The sequence below is a fragment of the Kolteria novifilia genome (genome assembly GCA_007748055.1).
In the GTDB taxonomy this organism is placed as follows: domain Bacteria; phylum Planctomycetota; class Planctomycetia; order Kolteriales; family Kolteriaceae; genus Kolteria; species Kolteria novifilia.
The window spans coordinates 1428971-1448317 of sequence record CP036279.1; the positions used below are offsets into that span (position 1 = coordinate 1428971).

General features: G+C 60.4%; 14 protein-coding genes and 1 pseudogene. 7 read left to right on the forward strand and 8 right to left on the reverse strand.

All coding sequences use genetic code 11. From position 1 onward, the window contains the following. Positions 1–50: 50 nt before the first annotated feature. Positions 51–4877 carry a serine/threonine-protein kinase gene (locus Pan216_RS05325; RefSeq protein ID WP_145255852.1) on the reverse strand — a complete coding sequence of 1609 codons (4827 nt, stop codon included), beginning with the start codon at positions 4875–4877 and terminating at the stop codon, positions 51–53. A 152-nt stretch (positions 4878–5029) separates the two neighbouring features. Beyond that, on the reverse strand, positions 5030–5650 hold the full coding sequence (locus tag Pan216_RS05330; RefSeq protein WP_419193285.1) for an RNA polymerase sigma factor: 621 nt from the start codon (positions 5648–5650) through the stop codon (positions 5030–5032). Positions 5651–6008: 358 nt separating this feature from the next. Between Pan216_RS05330 and Pan216_RS05335 the strand changes: the two genes are divergently transcribed. After that, positions 6009–6287, forward strand: a complete 279-nt coding sequence (locus Pan216_RS05335; RefSeq protein WP_145255858.1) for a hypothetical protein — start codon at positions 6009–6011, stop codon at positions 6285–6287. Between the two features lie 696 nt (positions 6288–6983). Here Pan216_RS05335 and Pan216_RS05340 read toward each other — a convergent pair. After that, positions 6984–8801, reverse strand: coding sequence for an RHS repeat domain-containing protein (locus Pan216_RS05340; protein ID WP_419193286.1), 1818 nt, complete (start codon positions 8799–8801; stop codon positions 6984–6986). Between the two features lie 18 nt (positions 8802–8819). On the opposite strand from Pan216_RS05340, the gene Pan216_RS05350 reads away from it, so the two are divergent. Both Pan216_RS05350 and Pan216_RS05355 read left to right on the forward strand, forming a co-directional pair. Beyond that, the gene (locus Pan216_RS05350) at positions 8820–9062 is read left to right on the forward strand and encodes a hypothetical protein (protein WP_145255866.1); all 243 of its coding nucleotides are present in this window, start codon (positions 8820–8822) and stop codon (positions 9060–9062) included. 615 nt (positions 9063–9677) lie between these two features. Next, the gene (locus Pan216_RS05355; protein ID WP_145254871.1) at positions 9678–10922 is read left to right on the forward strand and encodes an ISL3 family transposase; all 1245 of its coding nucleotides are present in this window, start codon (positions 9678–9680) and stop codon (positions 10920–10922) included. 282 nt (positions 10923–11204) lie between these two features. Here the strand turns inward: Pan216_RS05355 and Pan216_RS05360 are convergent, their stop codons facing one another. After that, positions 11205–11942: an RHS repeat-associated core domain-containing protein gene (locus tag Pan216_RS05360; RefSeq protein ID WP_473092395.1), complete on the reverse strand. Its 738-nt coding sequence runs from the start codon at positions 11940–11942 to the stop codon at positions 11205–11207. A gap of 322 nt (positions 11943–12264) precedes the next feature. Between Pan216_RS05360 and Pan216_RS05365 the strand changes: the two genes are divergently transcribed. Further along, the gene (locus tag Pan216_RS05365) at positions 12265–13509 is read left to right on the forward strand and encodes an ISL3 family transposase (protein WP_145255872.1); all 1245 of its coding nucleotides are present in this window, start codon (positions 12265–12267) and stop codon (positions 13507–13509) included. Between the two features lie 48 nt (positions 13510–13557). Here Pan216_RS05365 and Pan216_RS28680 read toward each other — a convergent pair. From Pan216_RS28680 to tnpA, 4 genes and pseudogenes are all read right to left on the reverse strand, one after another. Then, a pseudogene (locus tag Pan216_RS28680) lies at positions 13558–14022 on the reverse strand (RHS repeat-associated core domain-containing protein); the annotation flags it as partial. Between the two features lie 542 nt (positions 14023–14564). Continuing rightward, complete coding sequence (gene tnpC, locus Pan216_RS05380) at positions 14565–16292, reverse strand: IS66 family transposase (protein WP_145255875.1); 1728 nt, start codon at positions 16290–16292, stop codon at positions 14565–14567. A gap of 358 nt (positions 16293–16650) precedes the next feature. Further along, on the reverse strand, positions 16651–17043 hold the full coding sequence (tnpB, locus tag Pan216_RS05385) for an IS66 family insertion sequence element accessory protein TnpB (protein WP_145255878.1): 393 nt from the start codon (positions 17041–17043) through the stop codon (positions 16651–16653). 2 nt (positions 17044–17045) lie between these two features. Beyond that, positions 17046–17399 (reverse strand): IS66 family insertion sequence element accessory protein TnpA, encoded by a 354-nt coding sequence (tnpA, locus tag Pan216_RS05390; protein WP_145255881.1) that lies wholly within the window; start codon positions 17397–17399, stop codon positions 17046–17048. 65 nt (positions 17400–17464) lie between these two features. On the opposite strand from tnpA, the gene Pan216_RS05395 reads away from it, so the two are divergent. The 3 genes from Pan216_RS05395 (at position 17465) to Pan216_RS28685 (ending at position 19302) form a co-directional block, all read left to right on the forward strand. Continuing rightward, positions 17465–17767, forward strand: coding sequence for a hypothetical protein (locus Pan216_RS05395; protein WP_145255884.1), 303 nt, complete (start codon positions 17465–17467; stop codon positions 17765–17767). Continuing rightward, on the forward strand, positions 17764–18534 hold the full coding sequence (gene istB / locus Pan216_RS05400; protein WP_145255887.1) for an IS21-like element helper ATPase IstB: 771 nt from the start codon (positions 17764–17766) through the stop codon (positions 18532–18534). The genes Pan216_RS05395 and istB overlap by 4 nt, the downstream gene beginning before the upstream one ends. Before the next feature lie 360 nt (positions 18535–18894). Next, positions 18895–19302: a hypothetical protein gene (locus Pan216_RS28685; protein WP_145263652.1), complete on the forward strand. Its 408-nt coding sequence runs from the start codon at positions 18895–18897 to the stop codon at positions 19300–19302. Positions 19303–19347 lie beyond the last annotated feature (45 nt).

The following is a 19347-nucleotide window of genomic DNA, read 5'->3' on the forward strand; positions in this document are numbered from 1 at the left end:
CCGGAGCGCCCCCGCGACCGTGCCGTCGCTCTGACAACATTCGCGATCCGCTACCGCTCCCCGTTGGAAAGCAGCTTTGCTTCAGAGGGTGATGGGCGAAGCAACCTCGCCTCGCCTTCGAGCATGTGGAGACGAGCGGACTTGACCCAGAGATAGCCGTTGGCAAAGGAAAATCGCAGCGCGGAGCGGCGGTCGCTTTCGAGTTGCTCGGTGGGTCCGTTCCAGTCGATCCACGTCTTGCCATCGATGGTGGCGAGGATGTGGGTCTGCTTGCCCTCTCGCTTGACGGTGACATACAGCCGCAAGTCTTTGTCATGGGGCGGGGTGAAGCGGGGCCGCTGCAGCGTCTTCGTCTTCTTGTGGTCGGTGTGGACGACTCTCAGTCCGTTCGGGTCCTCGTGGAATGGGGAGAGGGCGACACATCCCTTTGGGTCAGGGAGGACAAGCGAACAGAACGAGGAGGTCTTCGTTCGGAACGTGGTTTCGAGCTCGTAACTACTCGAGGCCTCGGGAACGACGGGGATTGTCAGGGCAATGCCACCATGGTGCGGAGTGTTGATGCGCCAGCCCGAGCCGTAGCGTTTCCACGCTCCTCTTGTGTCGAGTTTGCCGTCGACCAGAGGGAGCAAATCGAGCCAGCCGTCTTCCGGCTTCAGCGCTTCGTCTGTTTGCGGGACCTCCCAGAGACGGACCACCTTTGCCTGATCGCAACTCGCCAGGAGTTTGCCATCGGGCGAGAAGACCAACTCCCTGATGTATTCTTCGTGCCCTCGGAGTTCCGTCACGAGTTTCAGCGTTTCTGCATCGCGCACGTAGACAACGTTCGCGGTCCCACCCATCGCCAGATAGCGTCCATCGGGAGAGTAGGCGATCCCATAGATGTTCGGCTTGCCGTTATTTCGTCGATGACTCATAACCCCCGTTCGTTCCCCGCTGTCCACTTCGAACACGTAGCTCCTGTCGTAGTCGGAACCGGCGGCGATTTGTTTTCCATCGGGGGAAAATGCGGTTTGATTGATTTTCTCGCCTAGTCTCATGAGAGTTTTCCAGCGACCGAGCGACTCGCCCGTGGCCGGGTCCCAGAGGTCGACGGTCATCCCGCCGCCGGTGGCGATGAGTGTGCCGTCGGGGCTGAAGTTGACGCAGCAGACTCCCGATTGGCCGATGCCTGTCTTCGTCGTCCACTGGACCTTCCGTGAAGCGACATCGATCATGCGCAACTCTTCGCCGAGTGCGAGGACCACGGACTTCCCATCGGGCGAAAATGCCCCGGCGAGCCTGCCAGGACCAAGTGGCTCCTCTTCGAAGGCCGCCTTCTCGGTGTCCCACAACTTGACGACCGGCTCGTCACCCCCGACGGCGACCGCTAGTTTCTTCCCGTCGGGCGAGTAGGCGAGCGCCCGATCGTGATCCTTGCCAGAAGTACGAATGATCTGAATCGTCGTCTCCGTCGCGATGTCCCAGATCCGAACCGTCCCATCGGCCGAGATGGTGGCCAGGTGCGGCTGCGTCGGCGAAAAGGCGAGGTGCGCCACGCCTCCCTCATGGCCGGTGAGCACCGCACGCTCTTTCCAGCCGCCTGGGAAACTTCCCGGCGCGGGAAGATCGTCGAGTGGCATCACCTCGATCTTGCGAAACTGACCGGTGCCATCTCTCGTCCCGATTCCGGGGATGCCGGGCCCGCCACTCTTTCGCTTGGCCTCGTGGATCTTCACGCCATCGACGTAGGCAATCAAGCGATCACCGACCGAGGCGAGCGTGAGTTCAAACCACTGATGGGGATCAAATCGAGGCCAACGGTCGCCGTCGAACTGGTTTCCCCCCACGCCGCCATCGGCATTTGCCCAGACCATCTGCTCGTCGATGGTGATGGTCGCATTCCATCTGTTGACGAGACGCAAACTCGCCCGCACCAGCATGTCCTTCGCGGCGTACTTCTCGAGGTCGATATGCGACTCCGTGAGATCCAAGTAGCCATCTTTCATCGTTGCTCTTGACGGCTCCTTCGCGGCCAATTCCTCCAATGGCACTTCAACCCAATCAGTCAACGCCAGCGGTTCGTAATCGGGTGGGGTCTTGACATTCGCCGGTAGTGGATCGTTTGAGCGCGGGAACAGGTCCGCCTCGCCGTCGAGCATTCGCAACGCGAGCTTCTCGATCGAGTAGCGGCCGGCCGCACCGATGCCCAATCCGCCGGGCTTGACGGTCAGGAAATCGGGTGGAGCCAGGTCGCTCGGATCACCCTTCCAAACGAACAATGGGACATCGTCGACCAGAGCGGCTACCCGAGCGAGCTCCCCTTGGCGATCGACGCGGATCACCAATTCCTTCGATTGCATGGGGGCCAAACTCAGATTGTCCGGCAGCCGTTGGGACTTCGGGTCGATGCCGTGGGCGAAGGTGAGCGGTTCCTTCCGGCCGTAGCTGAACCACGTGCTGGAGCCGAAGACCGGAAGATGGAACGCGATTCCTTGCTGTTTCGAAACGAGACGTCGAAAACTCGTTCGCAGCTCGAAACTTCCCCGTGGCAAGCAGGGAAGCGCCAGCCGCGCCGTGACAATGGCTTGTCCTTTGACGTTCGGTGGCAGGACGGTCAGCGTTCCCTCATCGGCGAACCACCAGTCGCCGCTCTCGGTGCCTTGCTGTGCGTCGATGGTGGGGAGGAGATCGAACCAACCGTCGGCCGGGGTGATCGGTTTGAGCGGATACGATGGTAAGCCACCGGCACGGACAAGGGCCGCTTGTTCGTCGGTCAGACGCAACAGCGCCACGTTGCGCCAATGGGCCTTCGCACTTCTTGCTCCCAGTCTTAGCTGCGTCAAATCACCTTGCTCGATCGCATACTCGAAAAGCTTGCGTTGGTCGACATAGGCGCTCAAGACGTTATCGACGACGACGTAGTCAAATGCGGAGAAGCGATTGATGCCCTCACTGCGATGCGTGCCCACACCGAGAACTCTTCGACTGTTCTTGTTGTTGACGCGCCAGAGCTCGTGGGCGGAATTGTAGAAGTGTGCTCCAGAATACGAGTAGTCGTCAAAGACGAGTATCTCCTCGGCTAACTCCATTCTTGGCGCATAGCGTTTGTCGTGTTCGGCGTGGAGTACTAAGTTGCCCGCTCGTATCGAGCGAAGCAGGGATTGCTTTTCGGCATTCCGCGAGTCAATCGTGAGCACGCCGTCACGGAACTCGGTCTTGAGTTCGGGATGATCCTTCTCGGATTTGAGGCGTTCCCACTTCGCGAACTCCTCCTCGCTGTCGAGCAACGGGACCCACTGGCCGACGGCGTCCTCGGATGGCCGGTCGACAACGGCGTCGCTTGGGACAGATGATGACGGACTCGCTTTCTCGCCGGTCGATTTGGCGGCCGATGACTCTTTCGGTGTCGCCATCTTTCCCGACGGCAACGTGACGGCGACGCTGCCATCGCGCTCGACCGCGACGTGTGCCCCTTTCGGAACCTTGAACGTCGTCTCCTTGTCGCCATGGCGAATCTTGACGATGAACCAACCAGACATCGCAATCCCGATCAAGCCGATTGCCGTCGTCAGCATCCACCGGCGATAGCGGGAAGGGCGAGCTTGCTTCCCCTCGGTCGACGTGGCGACGGGCGATGTCCGCGTCTCGGCGTCGGAAGCTGTCGGGAACGCGTCGGTGCTGCGAGAGCTGGCGTCCACGAGCGGTTGGGCATTACGATCGTCGCTCAACAACGCGGAGAGGTCGGCTCCGGCGGCGAAGGGCGCGATCGCTTCCGCCACGTCCGACGGCTCCGCGAAGCGGGCATCGGGACCCTTCTCCAGCATCCGATGAATGATCGCGGCGAGCTCATCGGGCACCTCCGGTCGACGTGACTGAATCGAAGGGGCCGGTTCGCTGGCCAGGGCCATCATCTTCTGAACGGGAGAGAGATACTGCTCGCCGTGATAGACGGTTTGGCCCGTCAGGAGCTTGTAGAGCGTCGCGCCGAGGGAGTAGATGTCGGCCCGAATGTCGACCGCTTTGCTGTCGCCTCCCTGTTCGGGGGCCATGTAACTGAGCGTCCCCATCGTCTGGCCAGTGCTTGTCAATCCCTCACGGTCGATCGCATGGGCGTCGGCGAGCAGCGCCAGCCCCATGTCGAGAATCTTGAGCACTGGTTCGTGACGCCGTCGCTTAGTGAGGATCAAATTGCTCGGCTTGATGTCCCGATGAACCATCTGATGATCGTGAGCCTCGTCGAGTCCGACGGCCGCTTGGCGAATCAGTTCGCACGCCGCGGCGATCGGCAACCGGCCTTGCCGACGGACGAGTTCCGCCAAGTCGATGCCCTCGATGTACTCCATGACCAGAAAGTGCACGCCATCGACTTCGCCGGCGTCCATCGCGCGAACGATGTTGGGGTGGTCGAGCTTGCCGACCGCGCGCATTTCACGCTGGAAGCGGGCCACCGCCAGTTCGTCTTGAATCCGCTCGCGCGGCAACAGCTTGAGGGCGACGATCTTGTCCAGCCGCGTGTGGCGCGCTTTGAAGACCGCGCCCATGCCGCCTTCGCCAAGCTTCGCGAGCAACTGGTATCCGCGGATCTGGCCAAAAGGGACGACCGTTTCGTCACCTGGATCCGGTGACGTCGAGAGCGACCTCTGCGCGGCTTCGCGACCATGCCGTTTAATGAAAGCCAGCGCGTTTCGGCAGCGCTCGTCGTTGGATGGCGGCTCGGGATTGGCGGCTCGCAAGGCGGAGACCAAGGTGTCCCCGTCCGCTTCGAGTTGGACCACCGTCTCTTCGCAAGTTGGGCATTGATCCAAGTGGCGGACGACCTCGTCCACCGTCTCGAACTGCAAACGCCCACGCAGAAAGTCACTGAGTTGTTCGCTGGAAGGGCAAGGGTCGTTCAGCATCGATCAGGTCCCCGGCTCCGTAGTCGACGTTTCGGCGAAAAAGTGAATGGCTGAGAACGGAGCAGCACGGCAAGCCGCGACGTTTCCGCCCACTAAAGCGAACAACGCGAGAGCGCGACACGATTTTCCATAGACGTCGTCGATAGGCCGATTCAGAGCGGATCTTCGCCGAGTTCGTCCCGCAGCCGTCGCAGAACGCGGCTCTTGGCTTGGCGAACGCCATTGGCCGAGATGCCCATGTCGGCGGCGATGTCGGAGGTCGAGTCCCCATCGATCGCCGCTCGCCAAAACGCCTTCCAGGTGTTTTCCTCGAACTCGACCCGCACGACCTCCAGAGCCCGGTGGAGAAACTGGCTTAACTGCTGCTGATCTTCGGCGTCGGAGGACTCGTCGGGCTGGTAGTCCGGGAGCTCCGCGATCCGCTGATGGGCTGCCGTGCCGCCGACCGCTTGCCCTTGTTTCTCGATGCGGCGAAAATGGTCGTGGATCTTGTTGCGCGTGATCGTCCAGAGCCAACCGCGAAAGCGTCCACCTTCGCGGGCCTGGTACTGATCGATGGCCCCGGCGACGGAGGCGAAGACCTCCTGCACGACATCCGCCGCGTCGCTCGAGTCGAGGCGCGATCGGCGACACCAATAGATCACCAAGGGGCCATAGAGATCGACCAATCTTCGCCAGGCATCGTCGTCGCGCGCTCGCACCCGACTGATCAAGTCGCTCGATGTGCTTCCGAAGCTCGATTCCTGGATCGCCATGTGGACATTATGGGGCACGCGGCCAGCCATTGAAATGGCTAGTAGCCCATGATTCGCTGTCGGCCAAGTCAACGGGCTGCTTGTCTCCAGGCACGCTCGGTTCGTTTTGACGGACCGTCCGAAACACTCGCGGGGAAGGGTAAGCGGGAACTCGATTGTCCTTTTCCGAGTTCTGATCGCATTTCTTGTCGGATATTGCCGAATTGTCATCGGATTTGAGATTGGTGGTTCCCCCGGGAATTTGGCAAAAGGGATGGGTTGGGCCACCGGGCTACTTCGCTGAAATTTCCATCACGGGTCCCCCGCTGTTTCTTCTTGGTCGTCCCTCGCCTCGGGTCAGGGTAGAATCGTCCCTTTGACGGCGAAGCGGAGGGTCATGCGCGAGCGGGGATGGTTTTACCGGGACGAGGAGGAGTTCCGACGGATTCACGAGAAGCTCAAGCTGACGCCCTGCCCGCACTGCCATGTTGTCGGCACGCTGATCCTGCACGGCTATCTGCGTGGCTACGATGACCACAACCGGCGGCGCAAGGGGGTGCGTGCCCGAAGCATTCTTTTCCTCGCCGCCGTCACCCTCCTCGACCAATGGCTCCGTCGCTATCGGCACCAGCAAGCCCAAAAGAAAACTCGTACCCCGCCATTCCCATCCAAGTAGGACGGCAGTTCACCGGGCCAAGTCTCCCAAAGGACCGGCCATGCACAAGCGACGAGCAAGCCAGTCCCATCGCGCCCATCCTCCTCCAGACTTCCGGATAATTCGGCAACACGGCCTCCACAGACCCAGAATCCCTACCGCCCTAATTCGGCAACGAATGCGACCAGAATTTGAACCGGGACAGCCAACTCTGCCAAAGGACCGACCATGCGCAAGCAACGAGCAAGCCAATCCCATCACGCCCAGCCTCCTCCAGAATTCCCGACAATTTGACAACACCGCCTCCACAGACCCCATATCCCTACAGCCCGAACTCGGCACCGAATGCGACCAGAATTTGAACCGGGACAAATATCTAACGAAGGTCCATTGAGTCTGGCCCTCGTACCTCATCCCAACCTTCGACTCCGACTAGATCCGACAAGAACTCTTCGACAAGGTGCTTGTTCAAATTCGTTGACTCTGGGAATGAGATGCAAACTCCTGCGCGACCGCTATCCCACTTGCACACCTTGCTGACTACTTGTTCGACAGGATCCTTGCTTACGACTAGGACACTCCATTCATCGTTCGGCAAGCGATAGACCCCTTCGACAAAACTCATGTCGTCCTCCATAACCAGGTCGTAGCTAATTTCACCGCGCATCGGGAACGGACACCTCTCGTTGATGTGTGTGTAGTCGAGTAATCGTGCTTCTACTTGCCCGACGAAGGCTTAATGGTACCGAAGAGTCCGGTCGCTGGATCGTAGTTCACTGAGACCTTGATTGACTCTCCTGTGAATTCATTCTTAAATGTCGCCTGATAGCGCACTTGATTTGGGCCGAGCGCTGAGTCAGGGTTTGCCATCTTGTGTGGTCCTTCCAGCTTCCGAAGCGACATCGCTTCGGCAGTCAAATCTCCTCGCTGATCCCACTCAGTTTGAACCGCTTCCTCAATTCGCTCTGTGAAGTTCTTGGGAGGCTTGGGAGGTGCATCCTCGTCACTGGGATTCCGATTGTTGTTTTCATCCCACTCGTCCCAGTCTTTGTAGCGTTGCTCCTGATCACTTCCGCCGTTATCGCCGTCCTTCGTCTTGGGCGGTACAGTATCGTCGCCACCCTTGTTCGTTCCTCCGGGGCCGCCATCGTCACCACCCGGTCCTGGTCCGTCACCACCCGGTCCCGGTCCGTCACCACCCGGTCCCGGTCCGTCCCCTCCGAGATTTGGTCCGTCACCACCCGGGTTGTTGGGACCGTCACCGACGTTAGGTCCGAATCGTTTGCCGAATCGTCGAGCTGCGGCACCAAACGCGAATGATACCGCAAAATCACACGTCGCGCGGACTAGTGCTTGTGGAACGTTCTTCGACTGAGACACTAGCCAAGCACCATAGGCACCGAATCCTCCAGCAAGGCCGTCCGCGAGAGCCTTCGCATTCGCGGGACCGACGGCAGCAAGTGTCCCACCCGCAACCGCACCGATTGCCCAGCCGATAGCGGCTCCCTCAATACCGTCGCGTAGCGGGTCATCACTACCGCCAAAGTAACCATCAAGGTAGCCGCAGATGAAGCCGGCGACACCTCCCGCGACTGCACCTGCGGCCGTTCCGCTCGCAATCCTCGTCACGTGGTCTTCGGCAAACGCTGCTTTGCCCGTCGGATCGGTGTAGATCGTCGGGGCGTTGGAGACGTAGCGATAGAGGTTGGCGTCGCCGGCATCGAAGGAGAGCGGGTCTTGCTGGAGGAAGCGGCCGAGGGCGGCGTCGTAGGCGCGGGCGCGGTAGTGGTAGAGACCGGACTCCGCGTCGAACTCGCGGCCGGTGAAGGAGAAGCGATCGGCGTGGCCGGGATTGGTCTGGGCGATGATCTGGCCGAAGGCGGTGTAGTCGAGGTGGTTGACGATCGCCCCGGTCGCGTCGGCGAGATCTCGCACGGTGCCGAGGTGGTCGACGAGGTACCAAGCGGTCCCGTCCCCCGGCTTCCAGCGGGCGACGAGTTCGTCGAGACTCTCGCCCATCAGGTAGCGAGCGGTGACGGTGCCTGTCGCATCGGTGTCGGCCCAGGCGTTCTCGCCGTCGTAGATGACGTGTGTCGACTGGCCGTTGACACTCTTGGCGATCCGCCGGCCGAGGACGTCGTAAGTGTACTCGACCTCGCTGGTGATGATCCCGCCAGAGGTCCGCTCCTCGACGGCGACGAGTCGGTTCAGATGATCGTAGGTAAAGGTCGTGACATCGCCGGGGGCGATCTCGGTCTTGGTGATGAGATTGCCTTCGTTGTCGTACGTGTAGGAGTAGGTGCCGTCGTTCAGGAGCCGGTTGTTCGCGCCGACGACAAAGTCACTGCCGTGAAGGGACGAGGAGGTGCGGTTGCCGTTGGCGTCGTAGCGGTAGAGTTCATCGGCTTGTCCGGTTCGGTCGACATCCGTGAGTTGCCCGGAAAGGTCGTAGGCGAAGTCGGCCGTCGTTCCATGGTGGGCTTCGTAGATGAGTTCGTTGGCGAGGTTGTAGTCGTAGTCGTAGTCGACAAGCAATTGACCGAGAGCATCCAGATGCTCGATGTCGGTCAGCCTGCCGTTGTCGTCGTAGCCATACTCGGTCTTTCCGATGAGCTGTTGACCAAGCAGATCGGCGTGGCGTTCGAGCGAGATCCGGTCACCTCGTTCGTCGTAGGTGAACTCGGCCCGCGCGGGATCGATGCCGCCCCCGGACCAGGTGCGAGTGGAGAGCAGATCTCGCTGGCCGTACGTCGAGGTGACAGTAGTGAGGACATTCTGTCGAACTCATACCATTGACCAGATGCTTGCCAATCACGTTCGGTGCAGGCAACGAATAGATCAACGGGCTGCTAGGGCCGGACGGAGCCTAGCGCTCGATGTCATTGCTAATACTATTACGGTGCTCGGCGGAATCAGGAGCGTCCGATGATGTCCTAACGGTCAGCAATCGGTGTCTAGCCATCCGGTAAATCTTAGATCCGATCACGAGCCATAAGACGGCACCAACGCCGATCACAGTGTTAATCGCGATTGCCTCCCATCCTCCTTCCCAGGAGCCCCGAGCAACATAGAGCACCCAGAACGGAAATAAGGCTCTATTGCCAAATCTGTGGGTGGTGAGTGTATTCTCCGTTCCGCTTGGTAGTGGAGGTTACCGCCGTATGCCAAGGGCCGCGTCCGGCTGCTGCTTTGCCTGGTCTTCTCGCTTCGCTCGCCCTGCATCCTCGCCATCGTGGCTCGGCTTCGGTCGCCCGGCAAAGACTCCTCCTTGGCCGTTGGCGGGGAGGATGTTCCACTGGTCAAGCGGAAAGGAGAGAAGTCGGCAGGAGGCCAAAAAAGAGCATCCCGCTCTCGAGGGGCGCATGATGGAGTTTGCAAGGACTTCTTCAAACGCCAGCCGCGAGAGACGGGATGCGACTTCAGGTTATCCTCAACGCCTTGGAGCGTCACGGGAGTTTCGTCTACGAATCGGCGGCTTGGGCCGATTCGTCGAAAGAGGGACTGCTGGTTCGGGTTCGCCCACGGCGTCGCAGCCGGCCGATCTGTTCGGGTTGCGGGAATCGTGGCGGCACGTACGACCACTTGCCGGAACGCCGTTTTCAGCACGTGCCGTTGTGGGGCCTGGCGGTCTGGTTCGTCTACGCGGCGCGGCGGGTCGCATGCCCTGCTTGCGGGGTGAAGGTGGAACGCATTCCCTGGGCGTCGGGCAAGGAGCGAACGACGTCGAGCTTCCAATGGTTCCTGGCCCGTTGGGCCAAACGCTTGAGCTGGCGTGAGACCGCCGAGATCTTCGGCACGAGTTGGCACACCGTCTTTCGTGCGGTGAAAATGGCGGTTTGCTGGGGAATCCGCCATCGCGAGCTGGAAGGGATCGAGGCGATCGGCATCGACGAGGTCGCCTACCGCAAGGGGCATCAGTACTTCACCCTGGTCTATCAGATCGACCGCGGATCGCGTCGTCTGCTTTGGGTCGGGCAAGACCGGACCAAGGAGACGCTCGGTCGTTTCTTTCGCTTCTTCGGCAGGCGGCGAACCGAGCGGCTGAAGTACATCTGCAGCGACATGTGGAAAGCCTACCTGTCGGTCATCGCTCGCGAGGCCAATGGGGCCCTGCACATTCTCGACCGCTTCCACATCATGCAGTTGTTCAACAAGGCGATCGACAAGGTGCGGGCCCAGGAGGCACGCGAACTCAAACGCAAGGGCTTCGAGGTGCTCAAGCGGACGCGTTGGCTGCTGCTCAAGCGTCGCGGCAACCTCAAACGCAAGGAGGTCCTTCGTCTCAACGAGTTGTTGACGCACAACCTCAGGACGGTCAAGTGCTACCTGATGAAGGAAGACTTCCAGCGGCTTTGGGACTACAAGGCTCCCTGGCGGATCGGATCCTTCTTCCAGGAGTGGCTCGATCGGGCCTTGAGCACACGGATCGAACCGATGCGCAACCTGGCACGAACCCTCGAGCGTCACGCCGAGCAGATCTTCAATTGGTTCGAGGCAAAAGGAGAGATTTCCGCGGGCGCCGTCGAGGGAATGAATCTGAAGGTCAAATTGACGACCCGCCGCTCCTACGGCTTTCGCGACCCCAGCACCCTCAAATACGCTCTCTATCACAATCTCGGCAACCTCCCCGAGCCACCATCGACCCACAAATTCTGAAGACGAGGCGGAAATAATAGCCAGAGAAACATCAGGACATCGGCACCTAACATCAGTAGTCCCCAGATGCCATATGTCACCCAGCGTGCAGTTGCCCAGACTACAAGGACAAGACCTACGAGGGTGGTCTCAAGGATCGTGGGTTCAGGCACCTGCGGCGGAGGATGCGAATGCCAACCTGTGATGGCAAATACGACGACAATTAGCAGCCCTACTAGGATCATGCACCAATTGCTCTGCTGACCTGTCCTTCTGGGCATCTTGCGAGTTCCTCTCGGTCCGTTAGGCACGGCCGAAACCTCCTTGAATGGCAACTGTCAGCCCAGTGCAGACGGCTCCGCTTCCGCCGAAGGCGTCTAAGCGTTGTACATTGAACCGAAACACCAGCGTGTAGTAGAGCACTGCCCAACATCCCACTAAGAAAGACGCCGGATTATTGGTAATGTAGGCGAATGTATCAATAGCAAGTGTCTTGGCAAGAGTGGCGAACTCTTTCAATGTCAACAATCCGGTGGGATCGGTTGTGATCGTGGGTGAATTCGCGACGTACGTATAGAGGTTGGTCTGATGTCCAGCAAAGCTGATCGGATCCATAGAGATAAATCGACCCATGGACGAGTTGTAGAATCGGGCCCGGTAGTAGTAGAGCTGCGTCCCGTTGTCAATCTCACGGCCTGTGAAACCAATCCGATCTCCCATGCTTGTGTCAGTCTGGGCAAGAATCGTGCCGAACGCACTGTAGTCGATATGGTTGACAATGGCGCCTGCATTGTTTACGAGGTCACGCACAGTACCGAGATGATCCGTCAAGTACCAGATCGTTCCTTCACCTGGTCGCCAGCGAGCTACCCAATTGTCAGTTGACGAACCGACAAGGTAGCGTGCGGTGACCGTATCATTGCCATCGAAGTCAGCCCAAGCCATGTCGCCATTGTACACGGTCTTTGTGGCCGTCCCGTCTTCGACGGTCTTGATACGCCGGCCGAAGGCGTCGTAAACGAACTCTGATTCGTGGAGAATGAGGCTCTATTGCCAAATCTGTGGGTGGTGAGTGTCTTCTCCGTTCCGCTTGGTAGTGGAGGTTACCGCCGTATGCCAAGGGCCGCGTCCGGCTGCTGCTTTGCCTTGTCTTCTCGCTTCGCTCGCCCTGCATCCTCGCCATCGTGGCTCGGCTTCGGTCGCCCGGCAAAGACTCCTCCTTGGCCGTTGGCGGGGAGGATGTTCCACTGGTCAAGCGGAAAGGAGAGAAGTCGGCAGGAGGGAGTAAAAGAGCATCCCGCTCTCGAGGGGCGCATGATGGAGTTTGCGAGGACTTCTTCAAACGCCAGCCGCGAGAGACGGGATGCAACTGCAGGTTATCCTCAACGCCTTGGGGCGTCACGGGAGTTTCGTCTACGAATCGGTGGTTTGGGCCGATTCGTCGAAACGGGGACTGCTGGTTCGGATTCGCCCACGTCGTCGCAGCCGGCCGATCTGTTCGGGTTGCGGGAATCGTGGCGGCACGTACGACCACTTGCCGGAACGCCGTTTTCAGCATGTGCCGTTGTGGGGCCTGGCGGTTTGGCTGGTCTACGCGGCGCGGCGGGTCGCATGCCCTGCTTGCGGGGTGAAGGTGGAACGCCTTCCCTGGGCGTCGGGCAAGGAGCGAACGACGTCGAGCTTCCAATGGTTCCTGGCCCGTTGGGCCAAACGCTTGAGTTGGCGTGAGACCGCCGCGATTTTCGGCACGAGTTGGCACACCGTCTTTCGTGCGGTGAAAATGGCGGTTTGCTGGGGAATCCGCCATCGCGAGCTGGAAGGGATCGAGGCGATCGGCATCGACGAGGTCGCCTACCGCAAGGGGCATCAGTACTTCACCCTGGTCTATCAGATCGACCGCGGATCGCGTCGTCTGCTTTGGGTCGGGCAAGACCGGACCAAGGAGACGCTCGGTCGTTTCTTTCGTTTCTTCGGCAGGCGGCGAACCGAGCGGCTGAAGTACATCTGCAGCGACATGTGGAAGGCCTACCTGTCGGTCATCGCTCGCGAGGCCAATGGGGCCCTGCACATTCTCGACCGCTTCCACATCATGCAGTTGTTCAACAAGGCGATCGACAAGGTGCGGGCCCAGGAGGCACGCGAACTCAAACGCAAGGGCTTCGAGGTGCTCAAGCGGACGCGTTGGCTGCTGCTCAAGCGTCGCGGCAACCTCAAACGCAAGGAGGTCCTTCGTCTCAACGAGTTGTTGACGCACAACCTCAGGACGGTCAAGTGCTACCTGATGAAGGAAGACTTCCAGCGGCTTTGGGACTACAAGGCTCCCTGGCGGATCGGATCCTTCTTCCAGGAGTGGCTCGACCGGGCCTTGAGCACACGGATCGAACCGATGCGCAACCTGGCACGAACCCTCGAGCGTCACGCCGAGCAGATCTTCAATTGGTTCGAGGCAAAAGGAGAGATTTCCGCGGGCGCCGTCGAGGGAATGAATCTGAAGGTCAAATTGACGACCCGCCGCTCCTACGGCTTTCGCGACCCCAGCACCCTCAAATACGCTCTCTATCACAATCTCGGCAACCTCCCCGAGCCACCATCGACCCACAAATTCTGAAGACGAGGCGAGAATGATACCACCCGAAGTCGTGGTCGATGCCTTCACCAAACGGTTGTTGTGATCGTACTCGTAGCTGGTGACGTCCCCGGTCGCCTTGTCCGTCTTGGTGATTAGATTGCCTTCTGCATCGTACGCGTACGTGAAGTCGGCATCTTCGAGAAGTTGATTCTCGGGACCCGTCACCCTGCCACCAGCGGTGCGGTTGCCGTTGAGGTCATATATGAAACTCTCGTCTGGAAGGACGGACGCGTCCACGTCAAGGAGTTGTCCAATGTCATCGTAGGTGTAGTCGAATGTCTGGCCGTGGTGCGTCTCTGAGATCACTCTTCCGGCAAGATCGAAGGCGTAGTCGTAGTCGACGAGAACGTTGTCCAAGGCATCGGCGTGGGTGATGTCTGTGAGGCGGCCTCGTTGGTCGTAGAGATAGGATGAACGTCCGACACGATTGGTTTGGGTCGCGTCGCCATAGCGCCGGACTTCCGCCAATTGTCCTCGTTCGTCGTAGTCCATCTCAAAGGACGCGTCGTCAATCCCGCCACCCGACCAGATGCGGGAAGTGAGCAGATCACGCCGATCGTAGGTGGAAACGACGTTCACGCCAGAGTTATCCGTTACTGAGAGCTGATTGCCGACTGAGTCATAAGTATACGTCAGGATATGTCTTGGGAAATCGGGTGTGCCGAGATTGTCGATCTCGACAAGACGATCGAGGTCGTCGTAGGAGAGTGTGTAAGTGCTGTCGGGATCGGTGATATGAGTGAGGTTGTACACCTCGTCGTAACTAGTGCCGGTTGTGCGGACCAGCGATCCAGTGTCATCGTACCATCGCTGTTCCGTGACATTCCCGACTCGGTCATAGGTGAACTCTCGAACACGCCCATTCCTGTCGGTGACACGAGTCAGCCGATCGGCCGCATCGTACTCATAGGAGCGTTGTCCGCCCAACTGTCCAATCTCTTGGACGACACGCCCCGCGTCGTCGTAGGGTGAGCGTTGCAACGGTGGCGTGTGGGAGAAGCCGGAACCGATGACGACGGGGAACCGGTCACCGATCAACGAGGGGTGGCGGCAGGGACGCGGCGTTGGGCACGGCGGGCGCGTTTGCGGTCGGCTCGTTGACGAGCTTCGTCGGCGCGCTCTTGGAGACGATGCTGGGGGTGCTCGTCGATCCAACGGTCGGGTAGCAACGAAGGGAGATCCGAAGCCGGAGTGGTCGGCAGGCGGGTGTAGACATCGCGGAGGTAGGCGAATGGATCGACGTGATGGCGGTTGCAACTCTTGGTCAGCGTGAAGAAGGTGGCGGCGGTCTCGCCTCCTTGGCTGTTGCCGAAGAAGAGCCACGCCTTGCGGCCGAGGACGGCGTACTTCAGCGCCGCTTCGGTGCGGTTGTTGTCGATGGGAATCGCCCCATGGTCGAGATAGCGTGTGAAGGACTGCCACCGGTTGGTCATGTAAGCGATGGCGGCGCGCCACTTCGATTTCGGAAGCTCCCGCTCGTGCTGCTCGAGCAGCCACTGGTGGAACTCGGTCACGATCGGCTTGGCGTCGCGTTGCCGCAGGGCGCCGCGTTGTGACACACTACTGTCACGGGCGCGATCTTCGATGTCGTAGAGCCGCTGGAAGTAGCCGAGGGCGGTGTGCGTCCGCACGCTCGGCGCGCTGAAGTGGATTTCCTCGAACTTACGGCGCGCATGAGCCCAGCAGCCGACGGGGACGATCCGGTCGTCCGCCGCGGCGATTCGCTCGTAGCAGGTGTAGGCGTCCGACTGCAAGTAACCCTGGAAGCCGGCGAGGAACTCGTCGGGACCATCGCGGCTGCGGTCGGGCGTGAAGTGGAAGCAGTCGTAGGGATGGGCATTGTCGCCGACGGTGCTCCAGAGATAGGTCTTGGTGCAGCCAGGCGGCTCGCCCGCCAACATCTTGACCGGCGTTTCATCGCAGCCCAGCACCTCGGATTGCAACGCCAGCCGACGCATCAGTTCGACCAACGGCGCGACCGCCAAGGCCAGGGCGAAGAGCCAACGCTGTTGGGTGCCGCGGCCGATGCGGCAGCCGTGGCGAGCGAGGATGTCCTCTTGTCGGTAGTAGGGCAGATGGTCGGCGAAGCGACTGGCGGTCAGATGAGCCCAGAAGCCGGGGCCGGCGTAAGCGTCGATCAACTGGGGCGGCTTCGTTGCCGAGACGATCGTCGTCTCGCCCGATGCTTCGTCGCGAACGATCACCTCTTGGTAATGTTCGATCACATGGATCGAAGCGGGCGTGAACTCCAACTGCTCGCTGGTCTTCTTGAAGAACCGCCGGGCGGTCGGGTCGTTCCTCAACTCCTCGGGAACCTCTTGCTCGTCGAGTTCGTGACGGACCGTCTTGCGCGGCAGCAGGTCGGGGAAGAGACGCCGGCCGCGTCCCTTGCTCGTGCGGCGTTCTGGTGACGGTTCGTCGTCATCGCTCTCTTCGTCGTCGCCGGAGCCTGAATCGTCGTCCGCCCCGACGATTGTCGAGTCGAACAAAAGCCCCTGCTGGGCATCGTCGACGAAGCGTTCCCGCCGCCGGCCGTACAAGGTCCGCTTGAGCAAGTCGACGTCGCTCTGCAAGCGATCGATCGTCTCCTGCTGCTGAGCGATGATTGCTTGTTGTTGGGCGATGGTCTCCTGCTGCTGGGCGATGGTCTCTTGTTGCTGGGCGATGACGGCGGCTTGCCGTCGGCGCTCCCGATCGAGTTCGAGGATCAACTCGTGGCAGGCGTCGATGTCGCGAGGGAGGTTCACGTCGAAGGCGTCCATCAAACCGATCTCAGTTGTCGCGGGGACACCCTAGCACGTCGGCGTCGGAGGCGCCAGAGCAGTTTCAGCAATTTCGACGGAATGACGAGAAAACCTGCGAGTCCTCCTCGTCGCTGCCATCACCATGACATCGTTGTCGCTCGCGAAGAGAACGCCAGGGTCGATCGTCCAACGAGATTGGCAAGCGAAGAACCCTGGGCCCGAGGACAACCGAAGACAAAACTCGGTTTTGGTAGCGTGCCGTCCCATGGCTTCCAGGCCCTCGCCGCCGTGACGGGGAACTGGCGTCACGAAGGAGCAGCGGCGCGTCCTGGCTCCGCGGAGCGGCACGCATCATTCGGGAAAGAGCGAGGGGAAGTCACGAACGACGGGACGACGTCGCGTCACGGTGCTGATCGGAGACTTGAAAGCGCTTGCGATGCCGGACCGAGGAGAGGTCGATGCCCTCGAGAATGAGTGACAATTGTCCGGCAGTGATCTCGAGGCCGGCCTCGTCGTCGGCCGCCTGGGCGTCGGGAAGCTGATAGCTCCCTTCCTCCAACTGCTGATACCAAATGCAATAGCCGACGCCGCCCCAATAGAGAACCTTGATCCGATCTCTGCGGCGATTGATGAAGACGAACAGGTGGCCCGAAAGCGGATCTTGCACGAGCACCGACTCCGTCAAGGCGATGAGCCCGTGAAAGCTCTTTCGCATGTCGACCGGTTCCCGAGCCAGGAATATCCGCACCTGGTGAGGGATCGACCACATGCTCAGCCCTCCTCCACGCTATCGAGGGCGGCAAGCACTTGACGCAAGGCGTCGCAGTCGACTTGGGCCGGCGCCCGCACGATGTAGCCTCGGGGGTGAACGATCTCGATCACGCTCATCGACGGCGGGGCCACCCGCAACGTCACGAACGGCGACGGACACGTTCCACCGCCATCGACCGCAGTCGACCGTTTCTCTTTTCGATCGCGTCGCTGTAGCTCACGCCGCCAACCGTAGAACGACGCCTCCGAAATCCCCTCTTCCCGGCAGAACACCCGAACGCCCCGCCCGCTCTCCTCTTGCCGACGAACGACCTTCCGCCAATACGCTTCCTTCTCCGCACAACGAACTCGCATCTTCCGCCTCGCGACAAACCAGGGCCAACCAACCCAAGCCTACCGCAACCCACAAGACGCCACCGTTGCAACGCTCACTGTTGCGACGCCGTTTGGAGGCCGAGGACGACCGACATGGAACTAGGTCTTACATCCGCGTGCTTCGCCTACTAGAGAAGTTTCCGCTCAAGGAACTGACGGCCGCGGTCGAGCAGGCGTTGGCGATCGACGTCACCGATGCCGAGAGCATCCGCACGATCCTCGAACATCGCGCCGACGAGCCGGTCACCGTCTTCTCGTTGGATGGCCGACCGCACCTCGCGCGAGTGCATGTCCCGACGACCGACGTCGCTTCCTACGGCGTCTTACTGGGAGGGCAGGCCTCGTGAACAAGACGACGACCAAAAGCACCGTGCTGCTCAAGCATCATCTCAAGGCGCTCAAGCTGCCGACCGTTCACGACGAGTGCGAGCGGATCGCCCGGCGCTGCGCCGCCGACAACGCCGACCACTTGGCATTCCTCTTGCAGCTTTGCGAACTGGAGTTGATCGAACGCGAACGTCGGGCCGCCGCGAGGCGTCTCAAGGCGGCTCGCTTCCCCACCACCAAGACGCTCGATGAGTTCGACTTCGCCGCCCGCGCGAGCCTCAACAAGCCATTGGTCCTGGAACTGCTCAAGGGGGAGTATCTCGAGCGCCGAGAGAACATCTTGTTGGTCGGACCCTCGGGGACGGGCAAAACGCATCTGGCCACCGCGCTGGGCATGGCCGCCTGCGCCCAGGGGCGCAAGGTGCGGTTCGTCCGCGTGACCGAACTGCTCACCCTCTTGCTCGAAGCCCGCGACGAACGTCAACTCTTGCGGTACCGGCAACAACTTGCCAAGCTGGACCTACTGATCCTGGACGAGTTGGGCTACGTGCCGGCAAGCAAGGCCGGGGCCGAACTCCTCTTCGATGTCATCGCCACCGCCTACGAGAGGTACAGTCTTCTTGTGACCACCAATCTACCCTTCGAGCACTGGACCGAGGTCCTTGGCAGCGAACGGCTCACCGGAGCCGCTCTCGATCGGCTGACCCATCGCTGCCACATCCTCGAAACCACCGGCGAAAGCTATCGGCTAAAGGACGCCAAACGCCGCCGACAGCGAACCGGCTGAACCAAGGAATCACCCGCGACACGATCTCGGCATACGGAGACCTTTTCCCAACCAGGCGCCACCATTTTCGACCGCCCAGCGCCACCATTTTCAACCGCCGTCAACACCCGTCGTCATCGGCTCCTGCTTCTCCCACACGCCACCGTTGCAACGCTCACATACGAGTACGACGACCTCGATCGCTTGATCAAGGAAACCGACCCGCTCAATCAAGTCATCGGCTACGACTACGACGCCGTCGGCAATTAAACGAGCTACACCAACCCGCTCAACCAAACGACGACCTTCGAGTACGACGATGCTAATCGCCTGACCAAAAGGACTGATCCCCTCGGCCACGACGAGACGTTCACGTACGACATCTGGGGCAATCTCGTCAAGCAAGTCGATCGCAATGGCCGCAAGACGACCTTCGAGTACGACGATCTCTTCCGCACGACTAGAGAAGAATGGTGGGACGGCACGACAAGCCTCCGTCAGCTCACCTACTCGTACGATGCCGTTGGCAACATTCTCACGGAGACCGACCCCGAGGGGAATACCACCACTTACACCTATGACTCCGATGACAACGAGGCTTCCATCACGGATGCCCGCGGACATACGACGCAGCTCACGTACGACGATCTCGGCAATATGCTCACTCGCACCGATCACCTCAATGGAGTCACGACGTACACGTACAATGCATTCAGCCAGGTCCTCACCATGGAGGATGCCCTTGGACGCACCACGGAATACGCGTACGACGATGCAGGTAATGAGTGAGCGTTGCAACGGTGGCGTCTTGTGGATTGCGGTAGGCTTGGGTTG

Coding starts and splice junctions, on each gene's coding strand:
- Pan216_RS05325 (WP_145255852.1), bottom strand. CDS start 4,877: ATGCTGAACGACCCTTGCCCTTCCAGCGAACAACTCAGTGACTTTCTG.
- Pan216_RS05335 (WP_145255858.1), top strand. CDS start 6,009: ATGCGCGAGCGGGGATGGTTTTACCGGGACGAGGAGGAGTTCCGACGG.
- Pan216_RS05350 (WP_145255866.1), top strand. CDS start 8,820: ATGCTCGATGTCGGTCAGCCTGCCGTTGTCGTCGTAGCCATACTCGGT.
- Pan216_RS05355 (WP_145254871.1), top strand. CDS start 9,678: ATGCGACTTCAGGTTATCCTCAACGCCTTGGAGCGTCACGGGAGTTTC.
- Pan216_RS05365 (WP_145255872.1), top strand. CDS start 12,265: ATGCAACTGCAGGTTATCCTCAACGCCTTGGGGCGTCACGGGAGTTTC.
- tnpC (WP_145255875.1), bottom strand. CDS start 16,292: ATGGACGCCTTCGACGTGAACCTCCCTCGCGACATCGACGCCTGCCAC.
- tnpB (WP_145255878.1), bottom strand. CDS start 17,043: ATGTGGTCGATCCCTCACCAGGTGCGGATATTCCTGGCTCGGGAACCG.
- tnpA (WP_145255881.1), bottom strand. CDS start 17,399: ATGCGAGTTCGTTGTGCGGAGAAGGAAGCGTATTGGCGGAAGGTCGTT.